The 24,898-nt window shown below is 64.7% G+C and carries 19 protein-coding genes; 10 read left to right on the top strand and 9 right to left on the bottom strand.

Going from position 1 to position 24,898, the window contains the following annotated elements; all coding sequences use genetic code 11:
- Positions 1-134 precede the first annotated feature (134 nt).
- The 3 genes from EDF57_RS11360 to EDF57_RS11350 form a co-directional block, all read right to left on the bottom strand.
- Positions 135-959, bottom strand: coding sequence for a TetR/AcrR family transcriptional regulator (locus EDF57_RS11360; RefSeq protein WP_134094328.1), 825 nt, complete (start codon positions 957-959; stop codon positions 135-137).
- 85 nt (positions 960-1,044) lie between these two features.
- Positions 1,045-2,349 carry a sugar porter family MFS transporter gene (locus tag EDF57_RS11355; RefSeq protein ID WP_134094327.1) on the bottom strand — a complete coding sequence of 435 codons (1,305 nt, stop codon included), beginning with the start codon at positions 2,347-2,349 and terminating at the stop codon, positions 1,045-1,047.
- A gap of 521 nt (positions 2,350-2,870) precedes the next feature.
- Positions 2,871-5,651, bottom strand: a complete 2,781-nt coding sequence (locus tag EDF57_RS11350) for a TonB-dependent receptor (RefSeq protein WP_134094326.1) — start codon at positions 5,649-5,651, stop codon at positions 2,871-2,873.
- Between the two features lie 513 nt (positions 5,652-6,164).
- On the opposite strand from EDF57_RS11350, the gene EDF57_RS11345 reads away from it, so the two are divergent.
- On the top strand, positions 6,165-6,899 hold the full coding sequence (locus EDF57_RS11345; RefSeq protein WP_208324849.1) for an SDR family NAD(P)-dependent oxidoreductase: 735 nt from the start codon (positions 6,165-6,167) through the stop codon (positions 6,897-6,899).
- Between the two features lie 20 nt (positions 6,900-6,919).
- On the opposite strand, the gene EDF57_RS11340 is transcribed toward EDF57_RS11345, so the two are convergent.
- Positions 6,920-7,513 (bottom strand): TetR/AcrR family transcriptional regulator, encoded by a 594-nt coding sequence (locus tag EDF57_RS11340; protein WP_166675250.1) that lies wholly within the window; start codon positions 7,511-7,513, stop codon positions 6,920-6,922.
- Between the two features lie 227 nt (positions 7,514-7,740).
- Between EDF57_RS11340 and EDF57_RS11335 the strand changes: the two genes are divergently transcribed.
- A complete protein-coding gene (locus tag EDF57_RS11335; RefSeq protein WP_134094323.1) occupies positions 7,741-9,054 on the top strand; it encodes a cytochrome P450 in 1,314 nt (437 codons plus the stop codon).
- 36 nt (positions 9,055-9,090) lie between these two features.
- Here EDF57_RS11335 and EDF57_RS25465 read toward each other — a convergent pair whose 3' ends face one another.
- Positions 9,091-9,705, bottom strand: a complete 615-nt coding sequence (locus EDF57_RS25465; protein ID WP_166675249.1) for a TonB family protein — start codon at positions 9,703-9,705, stop codon at positions 9,091-9,093.
- Between the two features lie 179 nt (positions 9,706-9,884).
- On the opposite strand from EDF57_RS25465, the gene EDF57_RS25460 reads away from it, so the two are divergent.
- The gene (locus tag EDF57_RS25460; protein WP_166675248.1) at positions 9,885-10,247 is read left to right on the top strand and encodes a hypothetical protein; all 363 of its coding nucleotides are present in this window, start codon (positions 9,885-9,887) and stop codon (positions 10,245-10,247) included.
- Here the strand turns inward: EDF57_RS25460 and EDF57_RS11325 are convergent.
- The 3 genes from EDF57_RS11325 to EDF57_RS11315 all read right to left on the bottom strand — a co-directional run bounded on the left by EDF57_RS11325 (position 10,234) and on the right by EDF57_RS11315 (position 14,950).
- Positions 10,234-11,334, bottom strand: a complete 1,101-nt coding sequence (locus tag EDF57_RS11325; protein ID WP_134094321.1) for a cytochrome c peroxidase — start codon at positions 11,332-11,334, stop codon at positions 10,234-10,236. The two genes, EDF57_RS25460 and EDF57_RS11325, sit on opposite strands and share 14 nt — an antisense overlap.
- 8 nt (positions 11,335-11,342) lie before the next feature.
- Positions 11,343-13,856: a TonB-dependent receptor plug domain-containing protein gene (locus EDF57_RS11320; RefSeq protein WP_134094320.1), complete on the bottom strand. Its 2,514-nt coding sequence runs from the start codon at positions 13,854-13,856 to the stop codon at positions 11,343-11,345.
- Between the two features lie 182 nt (positions 13,857-14,038).
- Positions 14,039-14,950, bottom strand: coding sequence for a LysR family transcriptional regulator (locus tag EDF57_RS11315; RefSeq protein ID WP_134094319.1), 912 nt, complete (start codon positions 14,948-14,950; stop codon positions 14,039-14,041).
- Positions 14,951-15,059: 109 nt separating this feature from the next.
- Between EDF57_RS11315 and EDF57_RS11310 the strand changes: the two genes are divergently transcribed.
- The 7 genes from EDF57_RS11310 to EDF57_RS11280 all read left to right on the top strand — a co-directional run bounded on the left by EDF57_RS11310 (position 15,060) and on the right by EDF57_RS11280 (position 22,101).
- A complete protein-coding gene (locus tag EDF57_RS11310) occupies positions 15,060-15,869 on the top strand; it encodes an SDR family NAD(P)-dependent oxidoreductase (protein ID WP_134094318.1) in 810 nt (269 codons plus the stop codon).
- Between the two features lie 10 nt (positions 15,870-15,879).
- Positions 15,880-16,404: a nuclear transport factor 2 family protein gene (locus EDF57_RS11305; RefSeq protein WP_134094317.1), complete on the top strand. Its 525-nt coding sequence runs from the start codon at positions 15,880-15,882 to the stop codon at positions 16,402-16,404.
- An 18-nt stretch (positions 16,405-16,422) separates the two neighbouring features.
- Positions 16,423-17,463, top strand: coding sequence for a zinc-binding dehydrogenase (locus EDF57_RS11300; protein WP_134094316.1), 1,041 nt, complete (start codon positions 16,423-16,425; stop codon positions 17,461-17,463).
- A 302-nt stretch (positions 17,464-17,765) separates the two neighbouring features.
- Positions 17,766-18,281 carry a hypothetical protein gene (locus EDF57_RS11295; protein ID WP_134094315.1) on the top strand — a complete coding sequence of 172 codons (516 nt, stop codon included), beginning with the start codon at positions 17,766-17,768 and terminating at the stop codon, positions 18,279-18,281.
- Positions 18,282-18,369: 88 nt separating this feature from the next.
- Positions 18,370-18,864: a hypothetical protein gene (locus EDF57_RS11290; protein WP_134094314.1), complete on the top strand. Its 495-nt coding sequence runs from the start codon at positions 18,370-18,372 to the stop codon at positions 18,862-18,864.
- A gap of 10 nt (positions 18,865-18,874) precedes the next feature.
- Positions 18,875-21,379, top strand: a complete 2,505-nt coding sequence (locus EDF57_RS11285) for a TcfC E-set like domain-containing protein (protein WP_134094313.1) — start codon at positions 18,875-18,877, stop codon at positions 21,377-21,379.
- Entirely contained in the window at positions 21,376-22,101 is a 726-nt protein-coding gene (locus EDF57_RS11280; protein ID WP_134094312.1) for a fimbria/pilus periplasmic chaperone, read from the top strand. The genes EDF57_RS11285 and EDF57_RS11280 overlap by 4 nt, the downstream gene beginning before the upstream one ends.
- Positions 22,102-22,203: 102 nt before the next feature.
- Here EDF57_RS11280 and EDF57_RS11275 read toward each other — a convergent pair whose 3' ends face one another.
- Positions 22,204-24,897, bottom strand: a complete 2,694-nt coding sequence (locus EDF57_RS11275) for a TonB-dependent receptor (protein ID WP_134094311.1) — start codon at positions 24,895-24,897, stop codon at positions 22,204-22,206.
- Position 24,898: the final 1 nt, after the last annotated feature.

Raw genomic sequence — 24,898 nt, 5'->3', positions numbered from 1 at the left:
AAGCGCGCCGAAAGACCAGCCGATCGCGACATCACAAACCCCCTCCCCTGTTTTCGTCCATCTGGACGAAAAGAAATGCGGGCGAACGCCAGCCGCGTCAAGCGGCTTGTTGCGCCGCGCCGCGGGTCAATGGATCAGCTCGGAGATTTCCTTGTCGCGGGGTCGTGAACCGAGCCCGTCAGAAGCCTGACCACGGCCTCGGCATGGGCCTCCACGGCCTCGTCCGTCATGAAGTCGTAACCCATCGCGAGCTGCGCCTCCTTCTGCAGCATGAAAGGCAGCTGGATCATGCCGACCATCGCGTAGAGCAGCGAGGGCAGCGGCATGTCCGGCACCAGGCCGCGGTCCAGCAGTTGCGTCAGATTTCCGGTCGTGGCGGCCTGGTTGGCGCTGACGAACTCCCGCACCATCCACTCCAGCCTTTCGCCGCCCGCAATCGTTTCGGAAACGGTGATGCGGGCATGCTCCGGATGCTCGGCACTGTAGCGGGTGTAGAGGTGGACCAGCTTGCGGAACCGCTGTTCGAAATCGAGTTCCGCCTCGGCTTCCACCGGGTCGATGACCTGACGCTGGAGCAGGGCGAACATGTCGCGCACGGCCTCACGCCAGAGTTCGTCCTTGCTGCCGAAGTGGTAGGTGATCATCGAATGGGTCGTGCCGGCGGCGCGCGCGATGTCGCGCACATTGGCCGCGGCAAACCCGTGCGCGGCGAAAACCTGGCGCGCGCAATGCAGGATGCGCGACCGCGTGGCCTCGGCCCGCGCCTGCGACAGCCGCCGACGGCCGCCCGAAGCTTCGCCCTGTTTCGCCGCCCGTTCCGAAGCGGTGGGCGCGTCCGATGGCTGCTTGTGAATGATGCTCTCCATGCCTTGCCCGATCCGCCGGGGCCCGTGATCGCCCGAAAGGATGCACGAGAGGCCCGACATGCGAAACCCCGCCGCGATGGGCGGCGGGGTCAATTCGGCCGTGACGATGGCAATCCCGATTGCTCGGCGGTCCCTGCGAATACGCGGGGAGGACAGCCAGTCCCGGACGGATCCTGCCTTACATGGCCTCGCCGATAGCTTCCAGCGATCTGCGCTTGGTCTCCGGGAAGAAGGCCAGCACGATCACGAACTGCAGCGCCATCATCGCGCCGAACAGCCAGAACGGCAGCGCGCGGGCATGCGCGGCAGCGAGCGGGAAGCCGAAGGCGATCACCGCATCCATGAACCAGTGGACCGAGGAGCCGAGGCTCTGACCGCGTGCGCGCACGTCGGTAGGGAAGATCTCGCTGATATAGACCCAGATCACCGCGCCTTGCGAGAAAGCGAAGAAGGCGATGAAGCCGATCAGCAAATAGAGCAGCCAGCCCTGATGAGTGCCACTGCCGAAAATCGTCGCCACCCCCGCCAGCGCGGCCGTCAATCCCACGGAACCGATCAACAGCAGGGTCTTGCGGCCGATCCGGTCGATCACGGTGAGCGCCAGCCCGGTGAAGAGCAGGTTGCAGGCGCCGATGACGATGGCCTGCCGGTCCGCCGAAACACCCGTGAAACCGGCAGCAGCGAAGATGTCGTTGAGGTAATAGAGGATCGCGTTGATGCCGGAGAGCTGGTTGAACGCGGCAATGGCGATCGCCAGCAGCATCGGCCGGTGGTGTCGCTTCCAGCTGAGCCGCGGGGCGTGGCTTTGCTCCTCCGCCCGGCGCCAGACGGCCATCTCGCCCGCCACATCGGCATTGCCCAGCTTGCCGAGCACGGCGGCGGCCTCCGCCTCGCGGCCCTTGGCGAAGAGCCAGCGCGGGCTGTCGGGGATGGTTCGCATCATCACCAGCAACAGCACGGCCGGAAGCGCGGTGACGCCGAACTTGACGTGCCAGTCGAGCGCGCCGAGATGAAGGCTCGATACGAAATAGTTGCTGAGATAGGCGACCAGAATGCCCAGCACGACATTGAGCTGGAAGGCGCCCACCATCATGCCGCGCCGCTCGGCCGGGGCGATCTCGGCGATGTAGACCGGCGCCAGTACCGACGATGCGCCCACCGCAAATCCCGCCAACACCCGCATGATGAGCAGCATCGGCCAGTTCACCGCCAGCAGGCAACCGATCCCGGACACCAGGTAAAGCAGCGCGATCACCGACAACGACGCGCGCGCACCGTAGCGGTCCCCCGGAATGCCTGCGAGCAGCGCGCCCGCAAGCGTGCCCCAGAGCGCGCTGGAGACGGTCACCCCGACGCCGGTGGCGTCGAGGCCGAAGGCGGTCCGGATGCCTTCCGTGGTGCCGGCGATCACCGCCGTGTCGAACCCGAACAAGAGCCCGGCCAATGCGCCGACCAGCACACCCCGGAAAAGCGTCGCATTCATCAGGATGTGTCCTTTCCAACCAAACTCACGATTTGGAGCCGAATTTTCCCGCTAAAGTCGAACGCACGCCAATACGCCCCAGCTTCAGCCCATCAGCCACCTCGGGAAAAATCCACGACACCTAAGGAGAGGGCAAATGCTGCGGGGATAACACGGTAATCGCGGATCTGGCGCTGCCCTGGTTCTCGCTCACGATGCTCTCTCCCGGCCAAAGACCAACCGCTTCCGCCTCGTCAGGAATTGCTACGAAGAGGCAGCGCTTAAGTCCATCGTGAATGATGCAGCGATCCGCGATGCGTGCCAAAATCGATCGGCATGGACAAGTTCCTGCGGATCCGGCACGCCCTCCGCAATCCCGGGCAAAGGCTTCCCACGCTTGAGCGTTTCAGGGGCAGCGCGGCCGAACAAGGCAGAATGCGAAGGACACAAGATCATCTGTGCAAACAAGGAACCCGTCCGATCATTGAACCGGACGGGTTAGTGGCTGCAGGCGCGGAAGGTTGAATGGCGCCTGCAAGTCCTCAGAAGCGGAAGCGCGTGCCCAATCCGAAATAGCGGCCTTCGTATCGGATATCCCGCGGGTAGGTCTGGGTCTGGTTGAAGTACCGGTAGTTGTTGAACGGCTTGCCCAGGATGTTGCTGACGTCCGCCGTGATCGTGATGGCCGGAATGACGGTGTAGGAAAGGGAGTAGTCCAACCGTGCGATCGGCTTGGTGCCTTCGCCTACGTAGAGATTTCCATTGGCATCCGGCGAATAGAAATTGGTGAATTTCGAGCGATAGTTGTAAGAAAGGCGGGTCGAGAGCTTACCCCGCTCGTAGAACAATACGGCGTTGTAGCTCCACTTCGACACGCCGGGAATGGCCACCATCTTGGTGTCTTGCCCTAGAGCGTTGGGAAGCTGGTTCTTGCCGTCCAGATAAGTTGCGTTCGCTTGAACGCCAAACCCGGAAAGCCAGCCCGGCAGGAAGTCGAAGAAGCTGTGGAACCCGGCCTCGATGCCCTTGATACGTCCGGAACCCGCGTTTTCAGGGCGCACGACCTGGATCAGGCCATAGACCGGATCCTGTACATCGCGGGTATAGTCGCTGATGAAGCCGTCGAGATCGCGATAGAACACCGAGATCCCTGCCGCCGCCCGGGGTGAGAAGTAGTATTCGATCGTACCGTCGTAATTGCGCGAGGTCAGCGGCGCGAGATCGCGGTTGCCGGCGCGCCCGAAAGCGTCATAGCGCCCCGGCGTGCCCCCGGTGTTCTGCGCGCGCGTGATGTTCACCGCCGGATTGAGCTGGCCGAAAGTCGGCCGGGTTCGCGTTTCGGTATAGGCCAGTCGAACCTGAAGCTTGTCGGTGGGACGAATGCGCATGCTGACGTTGGGCAGGACGTCGACGTAGTTCTGCCGGTTCTGTTCCGGGGTCTGAACTCCGTCCACCAGTGACGTGCCCGAATAGACGCCGTCGGTGTTGACGATGCGCACGCCGACAAGGCCGCCGACATCCACTCCGCCGATGTCGAAAGCATATTTGCCCTGGGCATAGGCGGCATATGTCTTTTCGCTGGCCTCCCACGATGCCAATGGGTCGATCGGCACGTCGGTGCTGGACCAACGCGCGACGTTGTCGGCAAGCCCGGCATCGTTCGGATTGAGAGCCGAGAGTTGCTGCAAACCGGCAAGGGCGATCGCTCGCAGGCCATCGATGTTGCTGCGGATGGCCGACCGTTCAGGGGCAAGCCATTGCGTGAAGCCCTGCACGCCGCCCCGGAAGCTGTCGTCCACCAGCGACATGGCGCCCAGGCCGAGTTCGTTCATGCCGATGCCAAGGTCCATGAGGTAGGCATAGCGCGAACCTGAGCGGACCGAAGAATTGCGCGTGGTCACGCGGCTGCCGACCTGCAACTGCGGAAGAAACGGGATGTCGGTTTCGAGCGAAATGTCGCCCCGCCACTGGATGCCGTTTCCTTTGCCGACATATGTGCGGTCGAAGAACCCGCGGAACTGGTAATGGCTGGGGTCGGTTGCATCGAAGCCAGGCAGGGAGAAGGCAGCCGATCCCTTCACGTCGAACGCAGCATCCACCGTCGGGGCCGATGTCAGGGCGGAATCGAGGCTCCATTCGGTCTGCTTGAAGGTACTGTCGGTATAAGCGAAGTCGGTTGAGATCGTCGCCTTGCCGGTCGTCCAGATCGCGCCGATCGCGCCCTGGTAGGTGTTGGTGTCGCCATTGACGGTCGAACGATAGATGTCCGGGCGCCAGCCTCCGGTCTTGGTCAGACTTGCGACCTTGTTCGGTTCGTCGGGATCGAGCACGACATTGCTGAGCTGCGCGCCGGCAAAGCGAAGCGATGTCGCGAAGAAGTCGTTGGCGTCGCGGCCGCGATAGGCCTGCCACAGGCCATCGACGTAGATTTCGAGATTGGGCGCCGGCTTCCACTGAAGCGAGGCATTGATCGACGGACGCTTGCGGATGCCGCTGTTGTAGAAGACGCCGACGGCCTCGGGAAACACGAAGTCGCGGCCGACCGATTCCGGTTCGACCGTATTGGCGACATCTGGCGCCAATACGTCGGCACTGTTCCACCGGGCAGCATTACGGAACTGTTGCTGCGTATAGGCGAAGTTGATGAGCGCGCCGATCTCGCCGATACCGGTCTGCCAGCGGTCGGTGATCTGGAGATTGGCATTGGCCGGATCGTACTTCTTCGACTGGTCGTTGTAAGTACCGCGAACGGCGCCTGCGATTTCGAACCCCTTGAAGTCGAACGGGCGCCAGGTGCGGACGTTGATGAGACCGGCCAGCCCGGGCTCGACCAGATCGGCCGTGCCGGATTTGAAGACTTCAAGCGCGCGCAACGCGCCCGGAGGGAAGTCCCAGAGCGCGACCCCGCGAGATTCCGCCGTGAATATGTCGCGTCCATTGAAAGTCGTGGCGACATCGGGCAGGCCGCGGACAAGAACCTGGTTGGCTTCATCGCCGGACCGGCTGACCTGGACGCCCGATATCCGCGCAAGCGATTCCGCTGCGTTGTTATCCGGCAGCTTGCCGATGTCTTCCGCAACGATGGCATCGACGATCGCATCGGATTCCCGCTTGATCTGCGCCGCATTGTACAGGCTGGCCCGGAAGCCCGTGACGATGATGTCCTCAGCCGAGACAGGATCCGAAGCCGCAGTATCGGCCTTGTCCTGCTGCGAAGACTTCTGATCCGTTTGATTGGCCTCATCGCGTGCGATGTCCTGACCATAAGCAGGCGCCGCGAACGCGGCACAGGCGCACGATAGATACAGTCCGACTTTAAGCATCTGGCATCTCCCCCGTTTCCCCAATTCCGCTGATCTAACGACCCACTAAAGGTCCGTATGATCGGGAATATCTGTATATTTGAGTTTCATTTATCTTTCTCAAATCGATTCGACAATCAAAAATTAGTCTGAGTATATCGCCTGCGTCAGATAATGTCGCAAAGCCGTGCGCTGACCGGCCATCGAAGTGGCGACAAAGGCGGCGGCTCCGGCTCGGCGGCTGTTGGATTAAATCTTTGAAGGGTAGCGGCCCGGTACTGATGACCGGAATGCCGCCACCCTCTGGAATGTCCCGTCGCCGGACGCACCAACCGTGACAGGCTGCGCACTGTCTGATGAACTTGCCGCTGCGGGGAGATCAGGCGCTTTGCGATTGATCGGGATCAGCGAGCCAGCCCGACCGTGAAACAACGCCGGGGCGAAGTCCCATCGCGCGCTCCGGCGTGGATTGACCTGCGAGGTTTCGGATTTTACGTTATTCCTAATAATGTAAAAGGACTCGATATGGGACGAGTGACAATCGTGACGGGCGCTGCTTCCGGCATCGGCCTGGGTGTTTCGCAGTGGTTTGCCGCCAAGGGGCACCGGGTGGCGATGATGGACCGCAATGGGGATGAGGTGCGGGCAGCCTCGGACACGCTCAATGCGCGGGGCTTCGACACGCGTCCCTTCACCGTCGATGTGGCGGATCGCGATCAGGTGGAAGCGGCTGTCGCCGAAACGCGCCAGGCGTTTGGACCGATCGAACTGCTGATCGCCAATGCCGGCATCTCGGAATACAAGCCCTTCGTCGAAATGACCGTGGCAGAATGGCAGCGCATGCTGGACGTCAACCTCTCCGGCATGTTCCACTGCATCCAGCTGGCCATCCCCGACATGATCGCGGCCAAGTGGGGGCGGATCGTCACGATCTCGTCCATGAGCGCGCAAGTCGGCGCGCCCAGCATGGCGCATTACTCGGCATCGAAAGGCGGCGTCACGTCGCTGACCAAGGCGGTGGCACGCGAATTCGCGGAACTGGGCATTACGGCCAACACGATCCCGCCGGCGATCGTCTATACCGGGCTGAGCCGCCGTACCGAGGTCGACGGCAGCAACCCGCGCATCGATGCGATGGTGCAGGGCGTCCCCCTGAAGCGGATCGGCATGCCCGAAGACATTGCCTCTGCCTGCGACTGGCTATGTTCGGACCATGCCGGATACGTGACCGGGCAGGAGATCAACGTGAACGGCGGCATGTACTCCTGAGCCGGCCGATGACGGGCAGCCTAGTCCAGATGGATCGCGATCGGCCGCGTGAACGCGCGCACGACCAGCGTGTCCAGCAACTTGACCACGTTGCCAACGGGATAGTCCTCGTCCTGGCGCAGCCACCAGCGCAATATGTCGAATATGGCGTTGGTGACGAGTTCGGTAACGAGGTCGGCCGGCAAAGCCGGGTTGGCGCGAGGCCTGCTCTCCGCGATCTCGTTGGCGATGCGCGAGAATTCCGCGCGCATCTTCTCGTTCGCGCCGGCTGTCAGCAGGGTCGACCAGAGTTTGCGATGACCGTTCACGTAGCGGCACAAGTCATCGAGCGAGCTGGTGGCCTTGCGCTCGAACGCGGGCTGCGAATGGCGCAGCAGATGGCGCACCTGTTCGGTCGCGACATCGGCCAGCAGGTCTTCCTTGCTGGCGAATTGCCGGAAGAACACCGGGTAGCTGACTTTCGCTTGCGCCGTGATCTCCTTGATGGTGATGAGATCGAGGGGCTTGGTGTCTATGAGTTCGAGCAGCGCTGTCTTCAGCGCTTCGCGAGAGCGCGTCACGCGGGCGTCGTGCGGTCTGCTGATGCGTTCGCGGGCGCGGTCTGGAATCGACACTCGAACAATCCTCTGTTGCACGCTGACGGTAATACGCGGCGTGCCGAAACGGCAAGGCGGCCTGCTCATTCATCGACGCGGTGGTATCGGCGTCATCATCGAATGGCCCGCCGCGTCAAGGCATTTGCCGGCCTTCATATGCCTAAAATCATTCGAAGCGGCGCCGATGGGCGGCGGTCCTGCCCCGTGCGGACCGAGACCCTGGCCCTATCTGACGGGAGAGCATCATGAACACGACGGAGCGCGACTATTACACCGACCGCACGGTCCTGCTGGATCCTTACGACTGGTTCGAGGAAATGCGCGCCAAGGGGCCGGTATGCCGCATGGCCAACCGCGACCTGGTCCTCGTCACCGGCTTTGCGGAAGCGGTCGAGCTGCTCAACAACGCGGCCGACTGGTCGAACGCGATCAGTGTCAGCGGCCCGCTTCTGCCGTTGCCGTTCGAACCCGACGCCGAGGACATCTCCGGGCAGATCGAGGAGCACCGCGGCGACATCCCGCTTGCCGATCTCCTCGTGGCCAAGGACGGCACGCCGCATGTCCAATCGCGGGCCTTGATCTCCGCCCTCTTCACGCCCTCGCGCCTCAAGGCCAACCAGGCCTACGTCACCGCGCTCGCCGATCGCATGGTTCGCGGCGTCGTCGCGCAGGGCGGATGCGAGTTGATCGGCGAGATCGCCAGCCCCTTCGTCACTTTCGTGGTATCGGATATCCTCGGCGTGCCGGAAGCCGACCGGGACGATTTTCGCCGCATCATCGACCTTGCCCCGCCGCCCGGAAACATGGAGGCCGCGCCGCCTCCGGGCAAGGAAGCGGAATGGGCTGCAAGGCCGCGCGAGACCGAAGAAGTCAATCCGCTCGAATATATGGCCGCCTATTTCTACCGCTACATTTCCGAGCGCCGGGCCCAGCCGCCCCGGGACGACGTCCTTTCCGAGTTCGCCCACTCCCGCTATCCGGACGGCACCCAGCCCGACATCCCGGAACTGATCCGTCTCGCCACTTTCCTGTTCGGAGCGGGGCAGGACACCAGCGCCAAGCTGATCGGCAATGCCATGCGCTATCTCGTCGACGTGCCGGGCCTGCAGCAGCAACTCCGCGACGATCATAGCCTGATCCCGGCGTTTCTCGAGGAGGTGCTGAGGCTCGAAGGCTCGACGAAAGTGGTCAAGCGCCTTGCCAGGCGTGCCATGCGGGTCGGCGACATGGAGATCGAACCGGGGACCAAGGTGGTGATCGCCATTTCCGCCGCCAATCGAGATCCACGCCGGTGGGAGGAACCTCACGCATTCAGGCTCGGGCGGCCGGGCATCAAACAGCACCTCGCCTTCGGCCGCGGCGCCCATACTTGCGCCGGGGCGCCGCTGGCGCGCTATGAGGTCCGCATCATCTTCGAGAAGTTCCTCGAACACACGCGCTGGATATCGCTGTCGGAAGATCGCCACGGCACCGCCGAGAACCGCATCCTGGATTTCGAGCCCACTTATAGCATGCGAGGCCTCGCGAACCTCCATGTCGAACTGGAACCCGCGGTTTGAGTTCGTCCGGCTGAATCACGGGAATCAACCGGCCGCTCATCCTTCCAGCTGATAAGTCATGGGCACAAGGAACTGCCGTCCGGCACGCGGGAGGCCTTTGGGGGGACGCGGATAGGGCACTGCGTCGCGCACTTGTTTCAGCGCGAGGCCGTCCAGGGGCGGATGGCCGCTGGAGCCAACCAGTTCGGCCGTTTCGAGGCGGCCGTTCTCGTCGATCAGCAGGCGCACCAAGGCCGTGCCCTCCCAGCCCTTGCGGGCGAGACGCCCCGGATAACCCTTGTGGCGGCCGATCCATGCAAAGACCCGGCGCGCATAGGAATCCTCGCCCCGGCTACCCGCAGACGGCGGCGCGGCACGGTCCTGCGCGGCTGCCTTGCCCTCGCCGGATGACGACCCCGCCGTCAATCCACTCCCAGGGTTCGAAGACGGCGGCCGAGATGCCGCGAGAAGCGGAACGGCAGGTGCCTGAGCCATGTCGTCCGACAGGCGCAGCGGGGAAACCGGGGCGACCACCTGTACCAGAGGCCTGACGGTCGGCGCGGGCACATCGGTCGCATTCGCTACGGCAAGGGACTTGCGAGGCGGATCCGGCGCGGGCTCGGCCTGCGGCGTCTCGTCCGGCCGGGACAGGTCCACGGAGCGGAACGACACGACGCCCCTGTGCCCGGGTTCGCCCACTTGTCTGGAGGGACCAAACGCCATCCACGCCAGTCCGAGAACAGTCACATGGACGGCGCAAGTCAGAGCAAGCGACGAGATTCGGAACGAATTCATTGCGCGTCGCCTGTTTTTATTGCTATCGTGTCGCAATAGCATATCGGGAAACTGCGATGAAATTGCGCTGGCTGGATACCTTGGCCCTTTCCGTGAATAGCGCTTACGCGCTGCTTTGCCTCGGGTTCGTCGGCAAGTTGCTGTCGCTGCATGCGCTCGGCAATTCTCCCGAGCATGCTCTGGTGGCGGGTTTCGCGCTGCTGGCGCTGCTCTGGCTCGGCAATGTCGCCCGCATCCTGTGCCCGCTTCGCCGCCGCATCGTGTTTCAGACCCTCGTGAACGGCGCCGCGCTGGTTTTCGGCCTGTTCGGCCTGCTGTTCGGCTTTGCCGATCCATTCGCCTGGATCGCACCGGTGGCGATCCTGCCGCCCGCGCTCACTTATCTCGTAGCCAGACGCGCTCACGCTAAAGCGTCCTGAGAAAGGCAGCGAGCGCGGCCTGCTCGTCTCGCGTCAGACCGAGCTTCGAAACCAGCGGGTCGGGTATCGGCGCCGGTGCCTCGCCCATTCGCCTCGCCCGATCCCGTCCGCCCCCGCCGTCATAGAGCGCAACGACATTCTCGAGCGTGGGGAACAGACCATTGTGCATATAAGGCGCGCTGCGGCTTACGCCCAGCAGGGAGGGTGTGCGGAACCGACCGACATCCGCCGGATCGCGCGTAACCTCGTAGCGCCCCAGATCCTCGCGAGACCGCCCATGGAAACTGATGCCGAGATTGTGGAACTGCCCGTCACTCAGCAGCGGCCCATTGTGGCAGGCGGCACACCCCGCCCTCGTTCGAAACAGATGCAGGCCCGCGAGTTCCTGATCGGTCAGCACCGAGACGCCCCGCTCCATTACCCGGCTCCAACGCGAACGCGGGGGCTGCAAGGTCCGCTCGAACGCCGCGATCGCGGCGGCGGCGTCCTGCAAGGTCACGCGGCGATGGCCATTCAATTCACGAAACGCGGCGCGGTAGTCCTTGTCGCGGTTGATGCGCGGTTCGATCAGGCGCGCGCTGCCCGCCATCTCCTTGCCGTCGAGCAGAGGGTGGAGCGCCTGCTCTTCCAGCGTTGCCGCGCGGCCGTCCCAGAACAAGGGCGTCATCCAGGCCGCGGCATAGAGCGACTGGGCATTGCGCCGCCCCCGCTGCCGGTCATGCCCGAACGCGGTGCGCAGCCCGTCCGCCAGGCCCAGTTCCGGGCTGTGACACGAGGCGCAGGCGATCTGGCCGGAACGCGACAGCGCCGGATCGTCGAACATGCGCCTGCCGATCTCCGCCAGCGCCTTTTCGCGCGGAGAGGCTTCGGGGAGCCGGGGAAGCGGGCCGAACTCGGTGAAGCGAGCCCCCTCCCCCAGGCGCGGGCGCGGCCATGTTGCCGGACCGCCCGCATAGAGCGCCCGCAGTGCCCCCACTGCCGGAACTCCCTCCCCGCCCGCCTGCTGCGCGCGGCCCACGACACTCCCCCCGACCGCGAGGATCGCGAGTGTCAGAACGATACGCGGCAGCAGGCGGACACCGGACATCGAGACGATCAGAACCGATAGTTGAGGCCGACCCAGAACGAGCGTCCATATTGGTAGGGCTGCGCGGTCGCCGTGCTGTTCGGCGAGGGAATCCGGTCGAACAGGTTCGCCACGCGCACGTCCGCAGTCAGCACGCCATAGCTGGGGCGGACGAGTTCGGCCTGCGCATTGAGGTTCACGTCGATCGAGCGCGGATACTTCACATAGTCGTAGACATCGTAACTGGCGCCATCGATGGTCTCGTTCCTGCCGGTATCCTCGATACGCTTGAACTTGTCCGTATAGCGCAGATTGACGTTGGTGGTGATCCGGTCGTCCAGCCAGAGCGCGGTCCAGGTCATGTTGGCCATGAACGGCACCGCCATGTCGGGCCGCTGGTTGAGGGCAATGACCTCGGAATAGCTCAGGACCTGTCCCTGGAACGACACCATCAGGTTCGCCAGGTCGTCGTCCACCTCCACCATGTAGTCGTCGTTGGTGGATGTGGTCTTCGAGAAGTTGGTATTGAAGGCGACCGAGTGCTTGCCGAAGCTGCGCGTCCATTCGAAGGAGGCGCCCCGGTACTTGCTGTAGCCGTCGTTAGTGAGGACGTACTGCGTATAGGTCGAGATTTTACCGTTATCGAGAGTCTTGCTCACCTTCTCACCCGCCGAGCGGGTGAACTCGTCATTCCCCTCGCGGTAGATGCCCTTGATCCTCAGGCTGCCGCCCAGCAGGCGTGCCGACAGTGCGGCCGAAAGTTCATCCGAATAGGGCGTCTTCTTCTTGCCGTCCGAATAGCTGGCCGTATGGCTGGTGCTGGACAGATACCAGTCCTCGTCGGAATAGGTGGTGATCCCACTGCTCGTGACGCCGGTGCGCGTATAGATGTAGTTGTCCGGGTACTTCTCGCGCAGCGCATAACCCAGCATGGAGCGTCCGTAATAGCGATTGGCGCCCAGCGTCACGCTCCAGCCGTCCCACGGCAGCGCATACGTCGCGGAAAGGCGCGGGGAAAAGTTGCTATTGCCGAGGAAGCTCTCGTAATCGTAGCGCAGCCCGCCGCGCAGCGTGAAATCGCCGATCTCGGCCGTGTATTCCGCCCATCCCGACACGCTGTCCAGGTTCACGCGGGCGCGATAGGCCTGATAGAGCGAAGCGGTCGTCAGCGCATATTCACCGGTGGTGCAAGTCAGGCTGTCCGGCTGTGCGCAGGCGATGGTCGCCGCGTCCGATTGGTCCGTCGTTCCCCGGTAGGAATAATTGTCCTCCAGGCGGCTGCGCATGGCCTCGATCCGCTGGTAGTCGAAGCCGGCGGCAAGACGGCCCGGCCCCAGCGGCATCGACCAGCGCCCGGTCAACGCATAATTGTTCTGCCATTGCCGGATATCGCCGAAGCTGCCGATCGCGCAGTTGGCGGAGGTGGAACATCCGCTGCCCACTTCGGTCCACGAAGAAATGCTGTAGAGCGTGCCGGGCGCATCGCGGCTCGTATCGCTGTGCGAGAAGCTGGCGGAAAGCGACCAGTTGGTCTCGCCCGATTTGGCCAGTTCAAGCCGGCTGGTCACGCCGCCCCCGTGTGACACCATCTGCGAATCGATAGAGTTGTTCACCTCGGCCTCGCTCTCGTAAGGCGTGTAGGAGAACTGCCCGGTCAGCTTCAGGTCGCCGGCAAGATCCGCATCCGCCTTGGCGAGAAAGTTGTCGCTGGTGCTGGACTGGCCGTAAGGCTTGCTGCCGTAGGCTTCCGCCTTGGTATACGTGACCCGCGACTGCGATCGGTTGTAGCCCAGGAGCAGGCCGATGGCGCTGCTGACGGGAAGGTCGACGGTCGCACCATAGCGCCACTTCTCGAACGAGGGCTTTGCGGGAAGTTCTCCGTCCAGGCTTTCGCGCGATCCCTCGGAGATCCTGAAATGGGTCATCGCGTCCGAACTGTAGGACACTGTGCTGGTAAAGCCGAACTCGCGCTTCGGTGCGCGGGTCTTGATGTCTAGCGCGCCGCCGGTGAAACGGCCGTACTCTGCCGAGACGTTGGAATCACGAAGCGTGATCTCGCCGATCAGATTGGTGTCGACCCAGAGCGCCTGCGCGGACGCGCCCACGGGTTCGGCAAAGTTCGCGGCCTTGCTCTCCGTGATATCCACCCGCGCATTGGCATCGATGCCGTCGAGCGTAATGAGGTTCTCGTAGTAGCGCCCGCCAGAGATCGAGATGTCGGACGGCCGGATATCCTGGATATCCTCGCGCGTTGCCATGTACTCGTCGCGCCGGAACTGCACGGTGGGCAACGCTTTCAGCAACTGGTTGGCATCGCCGGAGCCCGGCGCGCGGGCGCGAATTTCCTTCTCGGTAATCCGCGTCGTCCCGGCCTCCGCGCCGGTGCCCATGACATAGCTTTCATCGGCCCGCTCTCCGTCCGCGACGACTGCCGGCAACTGCTGCTCGACCGTGCCGGAGGCGGACTGGTCCTGCGCCTGCACCGGAATGGCAGGCACGACCATAGCCGTCGCGAACAACGCTCGCGCGAGTGTAATATGCATTGGGCGACCCCTGTTGTTTTGTTGGGGCGGCCTCTAGCCAGACAGGTCAGCTATTGCAACCGATTCTCATTAGCATATTTACTGCGTGGCTGGTGAGCGTCGGGACCGCGCGGTGACGGGGCGACAATCACGCGCCCCTCGTCTCGGTGGGCATCCATACGGGGAAAGCTGTAGGCCCTGCCCTAAACCAGCGCCAGCCTCTCGCGCAGGATCCGGGCAATGGCGGCATCGATCATCGCGCGCTTGCTGCCGAAGATCTGGCTGTCCTTGCGCGTGCAGAGCGAAATCCTCAGCGTGAACAGGGGATCGTCGATCCGTTGCACGCGCATATTCCCGTCCTGCGCGCCGATGTAGGCCAGCGGCAGCAGGGCGTGGCCCATTCCGGAAAGCGCCAGATCCTTGATAAGCCGGGTGCAGTCCGCCTCGAACGCGATCCGGGGCTGCACGCGCGTTCGCATCGCGGCATCGTCTATGGCCGGGCGCATGCCCATATGGTGGGAAGGCACGATCAGGGGGAACGCGAAGGCCGCATCCGGGCTCAGAAGCGTGTCCGGCGCCTGCGACCCGAGTTCGGATGCCGCGCTTGCGCCGAACAGGCAGAACGGCAGATCGGCCAGCGGATCGACCACCAGCTGCTCGCTCTGGGAGGGCTGCTCCAGCACCGCCAGGTCGATCATCCCGCGCCGAAGCCAATCCTCCAGGCTGCCCGTCGGCCCTTCGCTCAGCCGGAAACGGACTCTCGGGAAAGTCGCGTGAAGTTCCTCGGCCAGCGGCCGCGCAATCAGATCGGCGATGCCCGGCGTCAGGCCGAGCGCCACGTTGCCGTCGATCTGCGAAGGGAGCGCGCGCATGTTCTGGATAGCCAGCTCCAGTTCGCGCAACGGCCCGGCAACGGCGGTTCGCAGCTGCGCGCCCTCGCTCGTCAGGCGCATGCCGCGCGGCGTTCTGGCGAACAGCGCGACGCCCAGTTCCTCCTCAAGCAAGCGCATCTGCCTGCTCAAGGCCGATTGCGCGATATTGAGAACCCCTGCCGCGCGGGTCAGCGAGGCATCTTCGGCGACCCGCACGAAGTAGCTCAGGCGGCGCATTTCCATATGACGACCTATCTCATTCTGCGATGACAGGAGCACGTAAATTGAAATGGATGCATGGGTACAGCCATTTTATGTCCCCATGAAACAACACGAGGGGGAGCGGCCTGCCATGGCATTTACCGAGAAGTACGGCCCTTGGGCGCTGATCGCCGGTGCATCCGAAGGAACCGGAGCGGCTTTCGCTCGCGAACTGGCGGCGCGCGGTTTCAACCTGGTGCTGATCGCCCGAAGGCGCGCGCCGCTTGAGGCGCTTGCCCATGAATTGGCGGCGACCCACGGCATCGAATGCACCGCCGAAACGATCGATCTGGCCTCCGACAGTGCCGCCGAACAGCTCAAGACTGTCAGCGCAGGGCGGGAAATCGGCCTGTTCGTCAGCAATGCCGGTGCCGATCCCAACAGTTCCAGCTTTCTCTCGAACGATCCGCAGGCCTGGCTCGATCTCGTGAAGCGCAATGTCGTGACGACGATGCTGGCCTGCCATCATTTCGCGGGGGCGATGAAGACCCGAAAGCGCGGAGGGATCATCCTGGTCGGCTCCGGGGCTTGCTACGGCGGCGCACGGGGGCTTGGCGTCTACTCCGGCACGAAAGCGTTCGACTTGTGCTTCGGGGAGGGCCTCTGGGCCGAATTGCGCGGGCACGGCGTCGATGTGCTGAACCTCTTGCTCGGCCGCACCGATACGCCGGAGCTGCGGCGCCTGCTGGAGAGCCGCGGCGCGCCCGTCCCCGGCGGCCTCGCCTCGCCCGAAGACGTCGCGCGGGTGGGGCTTGAGCGCTTGCCCCATGGCCCAGTCCATAACTGGGGGCTGGCCGATGACGAGCAGGGCTACGCGCCCCAATCGGCGGCAGCGCGGCGCGAGCGCATCCTGATGGTCGAGAAGGCCATGGCGGACATGGCCGGGAGCACACGAAATTGAGGTGTTCGGCATGACGGGGCGCAATGATATCCAGGCCCGCGACATTCAGGCCCTTCTGGACAAGCAGGCGATCACCGAACAGATCCATCGCTATTGCCGGGCCGTCGACCGGCTCGACATTCCGCTCGGGCATTCGGTCTGGCACGTGGATGCGACGGCCGAATACGGCGGCGGCTATTACAGCGGGCGCGGGCGGGATGTGATCGACAGGATCTGCGCCGATCACCGCAAACTGCTACGCCATTCGCACCAGATCGCGAACATCCTGATCGAACTGCGCGGCGACACCGCCGGCAGCGAGTCCTACGTCACCGCCACGCTTCAAGGCCTGCGCGGAGAGACGCCGTTCCAGATCACGACCTGCTCCCGTTACGTCGATCGCTGGTCGCGCCGCGATGGCCGCTGGGCGCTGGATCACCGCATGGCCATTCGCGATTTCGACGAGATGCGCGACATAGGCGGCCTCTCCGCCGACCCGCTGTCCCGGCGCGATGCAAAGGACCCTTCCTACGCGGTGCTCCGCGCGCAGCCCTGATCCGAAAGGCCCCGTCCCATGCGAGCCGCTTACATCCAGAACGGCCTGGTCCGCCTTGGCGACATGCCCGACCCCGTCCCCGGCAAAGGCCAGGCCCTGGTGCGAACGCATAGCTGCGGAATGTGTGCGTCCGACGCACACTTCCTCCACGCCGGCGAGACGATCATCGCCCTGTCCCGGTCGCACGGCGGGCCTTACGCCGGTCTCGATTTCGCGCGGCCCTTCGTGCCCGGGCACGAATATGTCGGCGAAGTCATCGATTACGGTCCCGGCAGTGCATGCAAGGTGAAGCCCGGGCGGAAGGTCACCTCCATCCCGATCATGCGGCAGTCGGGCGCCCATGCCATCGTCGGCTTCAGCCACGACTGCCCGGGCGGTTTCGGAGAATACATGCTCCTCGATGAGGACATGATGCTGGAAGTGCCGTCCGATCTGGACGACGATCTTGCGGCCCTCACCGAACCGCTCGCCGTGGGGTTGGAGCATGCGCGGCGCGGGCGGCCGACAAAGGAGGATGTCGTCCTGGTGCTGGGCTGCGGGGCGATCGGCCTGGGCGTCATCGCCGGGCTGGAGCTTCTGGGCATCGCGCCGGTCGTTGCCGCCGACTTCCATCAGGATCGCCGCGACCTTGCCATCGCCATGGGCGCGGAAATCGCCGTCGATCCGCGCGAGATCTCTCCTTATGCGCCGCTGCCGGATCTTGGCGGCCGGCGCGTGAACCTGGTCTACGAGAACGTCGGCATGCCGGGCATGCTGCAGCAGATCATCTCTTCCGTCGGGTTCGATGCGCGCATCGTCATGGGCGGCTACTGCATGGAGCCGGAACAGCTGCTGGTCTTCGCGGCCCAGAACAAGCGGCTCAACATCCAGTTCGCAGGGGGTGAGGAGCCGCAGGACATGCAGCTTGCCCTGCGCGCGATCGCCGATGGACGCATCGATGTGCGTCCCTGGCTTGGAGAACGGATCGGCATCGCCGGAGTGGCGCAGGCCATGGCGGACATGTCCGGCCCATCGGCACCGATCCGCACCATCGTCGATCCGCGCCTTACGCAGGGTTGAAGGGCCACAGTCGCAGCCGCCCCGCGAGCGCCCGCGGCACCCCCGCCAGATCATCGAATGAACAGATTTTCGTCATTATTAATGATGGAACTGGATCGGTGCAAAATTACAGCCGGTCTGACATCCAATATATTCGGGATCTCTATGGCACTGAACGAATTTATTGAGTTAGATAGGTGGTCTTCAACGACCGCAATCGAAGTCATATTGGATCATATCCATCTTCGGTGGTCCTGATAGGATTGAAGGCCATGAATGTGATTAACAACAATCGCTTGCGCCGTTCCTTAATGATCTTTGCCATGATGGGCTCTATTCTTCCTGTCGCCTCTGCCCATGCGGCAACACAGGGCGCGCTGGGAACGACATCCACCGGCACCGTCACCATCAACGCCACCATCGCGGGGCTGGTGCAGATCTCGAACCTGACCGACATCACATTCAGCGCGCTGACGGGTGCCGCCGACGCGCAGCAGACCGAAAACGTCTGCGTGTGGAGCAATACCTCCAGCAAGAGCTATACGATCAGGGCCACCGGCAATGGCACGACTGGCGCCTTCACACTCGCCAGCGGCACTAACGCGCCCGTGCCCTACACCGTCGCCTGGGCCAATTCGGCTAGCGCAACTTCGGGCACCGGGCTGACGACCAATGTCGCCTCCGCCGCCTTCACCAGCACGGCGGTCACCCCGCTCTGCGCCGCCGGCGCCAGCCCGACCGCGAAGCTCTTCGTGACCATCCTTGCCACCGACCAGAACTCCATGATCGCGAATGCGGCTTACACCGGGGTACTGACCCTGCTGGTGACGCCGCAGTAAGGCGCGCTCACCAGGGCCTGCCGCTTCGGCACATCGGGTCCCGCCCGATGCGGAAGCGGCAGCGGCCTCTCCAAGGGAAGGACCGTTCATGGCTTCGTCGATGGGGCGGGCGGCAGGCTGCGCTCTTGCGCTGACCGGCCTGCTCCTGCCTGTCTCCCAGGTGCAGGCGCAGCAATTCCAGATCAATGCGCTGAGCGATGTCTCCTTCGGCACGCTTTCGTCCCTGACGGCCAGCCAGACGAGATCGCAGACGGTGTGCGTCTATGCCAGCCTTTCGCGATATACGATCAGGGCCACCGGATCGGGCGCGAGCAATGCCTTCACGCTGGCAAATACCGCCAATGGCGCGGCCCTGCTGGCCTATACCGTGCAATGGTCCTTTTCCGGAGGGCAGACGAGCGGCATGGCCATGACATCCGGCCAGCCCCTCACCTCGCCCAACGGGATCAACATTCTCTGTTCGCTGGGCGGCCTGCTGGCGAGCAGTGCCAGTCTCATCGTCTCCCTGCCCGCCGCCAGTCTGAGTGCCGCCCAGGCCGGAACCTATACCGGAACGCTGACGCTCATGGTGTCGCCGAACTGACCGGCGGGGCATGGCGCGGGCACGCTTTCTCGTCGCTCTGGGCGGCATGGCCATCACCGGCGCGGGAGCGATCGCAAGCCCGGCCGCGGCCGCCCCCGCCCTCAAGGTGGACGCGCCGCCCGGCTTCGAGGACCTGACCGGTCCGCAGCAGGTGGTGCTCGATGTCTACATGGGCGGCGTGCGGATAGGCGAGGCCGTGGCGGTGGTGCAGCCCGGCCATTTCCGCTTCGTGGACGCGCAGAAGCTGGTGGAGAGCCTGCCCGACATCAGCGACCGCCCCCGGCTGACGGCCGCCCTTGGCGCGCCCGACCTCGATCCCCATCCCGAGGCGATCTGCCCGGTGGAGAGTTCCAGCCCCTGCCCCCGGCCCAAGCCGGACGTCGTTGCCATCGTCTTCGATCCGGCGCGCTACCGGGTGGATATCATCGTCGCCCCGCGCTTCCTCTCGGTTCAGGCGGCGGTGCGGATGCAGAACCTGCCGCCCCCCGCCGACACGCCCGCGCTGGTCAACTTCATATCGGGAACGATCACCGGCGCGCGCGGGCAAGCGGCCGAGTATTACCTTCAGGACACCGCCGTCATCGGGATCGGCACGGGCCGCATCCGCGCCAGTTTCCAGCAGGCGAGCTATTCCGGGTTCCAGACCGACACGCTGGCCGGCGAACTCGACCGTCCCGGACTACGCTATACCGCGGGCGCCTTCTGGATTCCGGGAGACACCCTGCTGGACCGCGTCAAGATGGTCGGCCTCGGCCTCGCCACGCAGTTCAACACCAGGCTGGATCGCGACCAGCTGATGGGCAGCCCGCTGATCCTGTTCCTCGATCAGCGCGCGCGGGTGGATATTCTGGTGAACGGGCGCATCATGGCATCGCAGATGTACGATGCGGGGAACCAGGCCCTCGATACGTCCGCACTGCCGGAAGGCTCTTACACGGTGATCCTGCGGATTACCTCGGCTTCGGGCGCGACGCGCGACGAGCAGCGCTTCTTCTCGCGCAGCAGCACCTTGCCGATGACGGGGCATGACGCGTTCTTCCTTTATGCGGGCGCGCTGGTGCGCAACAACCGGGGCCTGATCGGAGACATCACCCATACACCGCTGTTCCAAGGAGGCTGGGCGCGGCGCATCTCGCCCGCTCTGGCCGTCAACCTGGGCGTGATCGGCACTGACAAGCGCCAATGGGGCGCGGCGGGCGCCACGGTGCTCCAGGGCGACTGGCAACTGGACGCTTCGGTCCATGTCTCGAACAGCGGCGGCCTGGGGCTCTACGGCCACATTTCGCGCACAAGCGCGGGGCGGCTCAGTCTCGACCTCGACGCCCGCCATATCGCGAACCCGGGCGGAGGGCCGCTGCTGGCGACCACCGACCTGGTCCTGCCGGCACCGGGCGGCCTTGAATATGCCCCTTATTCGGGCGCCTACACCCAGTTCAGCGGCGCGGTGGGCTATCGCATCGGGCAAGGGCGGCTGTCCCTTGTCGGCACCTACCGCCGGCAGGAAGCCAGCCGCGACTATTCGCTTGGCCCGGCCCTCTATCTCCCGCTGAAGCGCTGGCGCTCGGCATCGCTCGATTTCAACGGGAACTACACCTTCACGAGCCTGGGGCGGCAGGCCTACTTCGGGTTGAACCTGATCGTCACCCGCCCCCGCACCAGCTACACGGTGACCGGCGCCGGCCAGGTCGGTCCGGGCAACGAGGGCCTGCGCGACGAGCTACAGGGCGGCATCAACGTCTCGCGCCGGTTCGACGACGTGGCGGGCGCGGAAGTCCAGGCCGACGGCGGCGTGCAGCACGCCAACGGCCTTACTTACGCCCAGGCGCAAGTCCAGGCGCGCAGCGATGTGGGCGGGGGTAACGTCAATCTGGTCCAGCCCTTCTCCGGCGGCGCAACCCAGTACGCCGCATCGCTGAACACGGCGCTGATCGTGGGCCAGGGCGGCGTCCGCTTCAACGAAGGCAGGAACGGCGATGCCATGGTGGTCGTCCACATCGACGACGGCGATGCCGACGCCTTCTTCGAGGTGCTGGTGGACAACCGGGTGATGGGAACCGCGCGCGGCGGCAAGGACCTCACCGTGACGCTGCCCTCCTATCGCGCCTATGCCGTGCGCGTTCGTGCCAAGGGCCAGGTTCTCAGCGATTACGACGCGAAGGCGCGGCAAGTGAGCCTCTACCCCGGCAATGTCGTTCAACTCGTCTGGCGCGCAAGGCCGGTCGCGGCAGTGTTCGGGCGACTGGTGCGCGCCGACGGCCAGCCGATCGTCCAGGCCGAGATCGCCGCCGGCGGCGACCTGGCCCAAAGCGACGAGCGGGGCCATTTCCTTATCCAGACCAGCCGGGGCGCGACCTTGATCGTCCGCAGCCGCGACGGCTCGGTCTGCAAGGTCGCCCTGGACGCCCTCGATCCCGTCGACGGCTATGCCGCCGTGGGCGACCTCATCTGCCAGCCGGTCGCGCGGCTGGCCGCCGATTCCGATTCTCCGCCCAGCCAAACCAAGGTCGAACCATGATGATGCCTGCTCCCAGCCTTTCGCAACCGCAGTTGCTGCGCCGCATCGCGATCCGGGCCGCCCTGCCCCTTGCCGCCATGGCCGGCGCGGTTCCCGCAGAGGCGGGCATCGCCTTGAGCAAGGTGATCGTGGACCTGCCCGCCGACACCCCGCCGCGCGACGACATAGAAGTGAGCAACGACAGCAACGAGCGCCAATATGTCCTGGCCGAGCCTGCCGTGATCCAGGCTCCGGGCACGCCCCAGGAAAAGCGCGTGGATTCCGCCGACCCTGCCGTGACGGGCCTGCTGGTCACGCCGCAGAAACTGGTGCTGGAACCCGGCGAGCGCAAGCTGGTGCGGGTAGCGCTGGTGGCGCCGCGCGGCAGGGACGAGCGGGTCTATCGCCTGGCGATCAAGCCGGTGGCGGGATCGATATCGGCAGAACAGAGCGCGCTGAAGGTTTTCATCGGCTACGACGTGCTGATTATCGTCCGCCCGGCAGTGGCCACCGGCAAAGTCACGGCCACGCGAACGGCCAGGGCGATCACGTTCCACAATGGCTCGAATGCCAGCGTGGAGATGTCCGAAGGCCGGCAATGCGACGCGGCGGGCAGGAACTGCGCATCGCTGCCTGCCATGCGCCTCTACGCGAACGCCGACTGGACCGTCCCCATAGAGCGCGACACCCCGGTGGAATACCGGCTCCAGACCGGCAAATCGTCGACGACCGACAAGTTCTGAACCACCGCTGCCGTTCTCCCCGCAGCGGCGGCTGTCGGCCTTTGCGGATACGGAAATGGCGGCCCCGAGGGACCGCCATTCCTTGCGCTTCGTCCGGTTGGCTCAGAAGCGAACCTTGGCGCCCATCGTGAAGTAGCGGCCGATGGTGTCGTAGTGGATCGCGCCGTACGTGGTCAGCGGCGGATCGCGGTCGAACAGGTTGTTGACGTTGGCGAAGATCGTGAACTTGTCGACGTTCACTTGCGCGCCAAGATCCACGTAGACGCGGGCCGAGATGTCGTTGTTGGCGATGTCCAGCGCATGGTTGAACTTGCCGCCGCCGACATAGCGCACGCGGGTGTCGAGCGAGAAGGTATCGCTCGTGTACGTGACGATGCCGCTGGCGCGCCAGTGCGGCGTGCCGAAGCTGACGTTGTCGCCCACGTCACCCGCGCGGTCCACGGTGGTGGTGCCATCGTTGATGAGCACCTTGGGCACGTAAGTCGCCAGGCCGCGCAGGCGCAGGTTGCCGCCCAGGTTGGACGCGATCGTGCTCATCGGGAACTGGTACGTGGCCTCGATGTCCACGCCCTTGGTCTTGTACTCCGCCAGGTTGATGTAGGTCGTGTAGATCGTGGTCGGCGCACCGGAGCTGTCGCGCACGATCTGGCTGCAGAGCGAGGTGTTGCCGTTGTTGCATCCCGTGACGATGTCCTGCGCGCCCAGCGAGGTGATCGCATCGCGCAGCTTGATGTCGTAGTAATCGACCGAGAGGTTGAAGCCGCGCAGGAAGGTGGGCGTGAACACCGCGCCCAGGGTCAGCGTGCTGCCGATCTCGGGCTTCAGGTTCGCATTGCCGCCGCCGAAGCGAGTGACCGAATAGGTGTTGCCGTTCTCCGCCACGGTCGAGAAGCTGGTCGTGGTGGTGGTGAACAGTTCGCTGAGGCTGCCCGAACGGATGTCGCGCGAACGCGAGACGCGCAGCAGCAGGTTGTCGAAGATGCGGTCGGTCAGGCCCAGCTTCCACGACCAGATGCCGCCGCTGGTGCTGTAGTGGCTGTAGCGGGCGGCGCCGTTGACGTCGATCTTGCTGAAGGGCTTGTCGAGCAGCGGCACGGCCACTTCGCCGAAGGCTTCCTGCACATTGAACCCGCCATTGAGCGGCGAGAAGTTGAAGCGGCTGAAGCCCTTGGCGGCCGAGACGGCGTCAAGGCCGCTGGTCACCTGTTCCTCCCAGCGTGCCTCGGCGCCGACCGCGATCGAGACCGGGCCTGCCCAGGTCGAGAACGGATCGCCGCGCAGGCTGGCGCCGGTCGTGTCCAGCTTGGTGGTGTAGACCGCGCGCGCATCGTTGCCGAACACATAGTCGACCGCCGCCTGGCTGGCAGTGCCGGTGCCCAGGATATTGAGCGGGGCGCAGGCGGTGGTGGGATCGGTCAGCGCCACGCGGCAGACGATGTTGCCGCTGGAATCGGTCACCGCGTCCAGCGCATTGGTCAGGTTCGCGCCGGTGATCTGGTTGTGGTAGCTCTGCATGTTGCGCATTTCGCCGTGGCTGTAATAGGCGCTGTAGCGCCACTTGCCGTCGGCAAAGCTGCCGTCCACGCCGATCGCGCCTTCCACGTTCTGGCGGTAGTAGTCGAAGGTGCGGTAGCCGTAGTCCTCGAACACGCGGCCGACCTTCAGGCTGGTTTCGCCCGCGGCGGCAAGCTGGCTTCGGATCGTGTCCGACACGTAGGGATTGCTGGCCGAGATCGTGTAAGTGCCGCTTTCCGCGTAGAACGGATAGCTGGCCCAGATGCGGCTGTAGCTGCCGTCTGCCCAGAACGTCGCGTCGCCCACTTCGAAGCTGGCGCGGGCGTAGGAATTCACGCGCTGGTAGGGATTGGTGAGGGCGTATTCGTCATTGGTGGCAACGCCTTCGCCGCCGACCATGGTGGTGCCGCTGATCTGGCTGCCATACTGGAAGGCGCGCAAGCTGCCGTCCGCATTGAAGGTCTGGCCCTTCAGCGTGCCCGAAGTGATCAGGCCGCCGAGGCTGGTGTTGGAGGCGTTGACGTCGCGCACCAGGACATAGTCGTGATCGCCGCCCACGGGCGAAAACAGGTTCGAGCTGCCGACGTTCTTGCGCGAATTGCGGTCGAGGATGCCTTCGTCGTTCTGGTATTCGGCGCCGAACATGAAGTGGCCGCGGCCGTCCGCGAACTTGGTGCCGAACGTGCCGTCGAAGCTGTAGCGATAGCCGTCGCCGCGCGTGGAGATGCCGTTCTGCGCGCCGATGGTCAGGCCCTCAAGCTCGTCGTCGAGGATGATGTTGACCACGCCGCCGATGGCGCCCGAACCCCATGCCGCCGACGCGCCGCCGGTGACGACGTCCACACGCTTCACCAGGCCCTGCGGAATGGTGTTGAGGTCGGCCGCGCCGGTGAAGCGGCGGTTGTTGAGCAAGGTCAGCGTGCGGGTCACGCCCAGGCCGCGAAGGTCCATGGCAGAAGCGCTGGAATTGGTGTTGGCCACCGTGCTGGCAGGCGTCTGCGTGGCGCGAAACTGCGGAAGGTCGTTCAGCACTTGTGCCAGGCTGGGCCGGGCGCCCAGGCGCAGCTCGGTTTCGCCGACGACCGTGGTCGGCGTCGGCGCGTCGAAGCCCTTGCGGTCGATGCGCGATCCCGAGACGACGATGTCGGGGCCGCTTTCTTCGGCGGCGCCGACGGGCGCGGTATCCTGCGCCATCGCCGGCTGGGCAAAGGCCATGGTCAGGCCGAGGGCGGCGGTGCCGCCGCTTAGCAACTGGCGAAACTTCCGGTTGGTATCACGCATT

It is taken from the genome of Novosphingobium sp. PhB55, from assembly GCF_004368805.1.
Classification (GTDB): Bacteria; Pseudomonadota; Alphaproteobacteria; order Sphingomonadales; family Sphingomonadaceae; genus Novosphingobium.
This window is presented reverse-complemented; position numbering and strand designations above follow the sequence as displayed.

Excerpts from the sequence above, each read along its gene's own strand:
- EDF57_RS11355 (WP_134094327.1), bottom strand. The coding sequence starts at position 2,349 with ATGAATGCGACGCTTTTCCGGGGTGTGCTGGTCGGCGCATTGGCCGGG.
- EDF57_RS11350 (WP_134094326.1), bottom strand. The coding sequence starts at position 5,651 with ATGCTTAAAGTCGGACTGTATCTATCGTGCGCCTGTGCCGCGTTCGCG.
- EDF57_RS11335 (WP_134094323.1), top strand. The coding sequence starts at position 7,741 with ATGAACACGACGGAGCGCGACTATTACACCGACCGCACGGTCCTGCTG.
- EDF57_RS25460 (WP_166675248.1), top strand. The coding sequence starts at position 9,885 with ATGAAATTGCGCTGGCTGGATACCTTGGCCCTTTCCGTGAATAGCGCT.
- EDF57_RS11325 (WP_134094321.1), bottom strand. The coding sequence starts at position 11,334 with ATGTCCGGTGTCCGCCTGCTGCCGCGTATCGTTCTGACACTCGCGATC.
- EDF57_RS11320 (WP_134094320.1), bottom strand. The coding sequence starts at position 13,856 with ATGCATATTACACTCGCGCGAGCGTTGTTCGCGACGGCTATGGTCGTG.
- EDF57_RS11315 (WP_134094319.1), bottom strand. The coding sequence starts at position 14,950 with ATGGAAATGCGCCGCCTGAGCTACTTCGTGCGGGTCGCCGAAGATGCC.
- EDF57_RS11310 (WP_134094318.1), top strand. The coding sequence starts at position 15,060 with ATGGCATTTACCGAGAAGTACGGCCCTTGGGCGCTGATCGCCGGTGCA.
- EDF57_RS11305 (WP_134094317.1), top strand. The coding sequence starts at position 15,880 with ATGACGGGGCGCAATGATATCCAGGCCCGCGACATTCAGGCCCTTCTG.
- EDF57_RS11300 (WP_134094316.1), top strand. The coding sequence starts at position 16,423 with ATGCGAGCCGCTTACATCCAGAACGGCCTGGTCCGCCTTGGCGACATG.
- EDF57_RS11295 (WP_134094315.1), top strand. The coding sequence starts at position 17,766 with ATGATGGGCTCTATTCTTCCTGTCGCCTCTGCCCATGCGGCAACACAG.
- EDF57_RS11290 (WP_134094314.1), top strand. The coding sequence starts at position 18,370 with ATGGCTTCGTCGATGGGGCGGGCGGCAGGCTGCGCTCTTGCGCTGACC.
- EDF57_RS11285 (WP_134094313.1), top strand. The coding sequence starts at position 18,875 with ATGGCGCGGGCACGCTTTCTCGTCGCTCTGGGCGGCATGGCCATCACC.
- EDF57_RS11280 (WP_134094312.1), top strand. The coding sequence starts at position 21,376 with ATGATGATGCCTGCTCCCAGCCTTTCGCAACCGCAGTTGCTGCGCCGC.
- EDF57_RS11275 (WP_134094311.1), bottom strand. The coding sequence starts at position 24,897 with ATGCGTGATACCAACCGGAAGTTTCGCCAGTTGCTAAGCGGCGGCACC.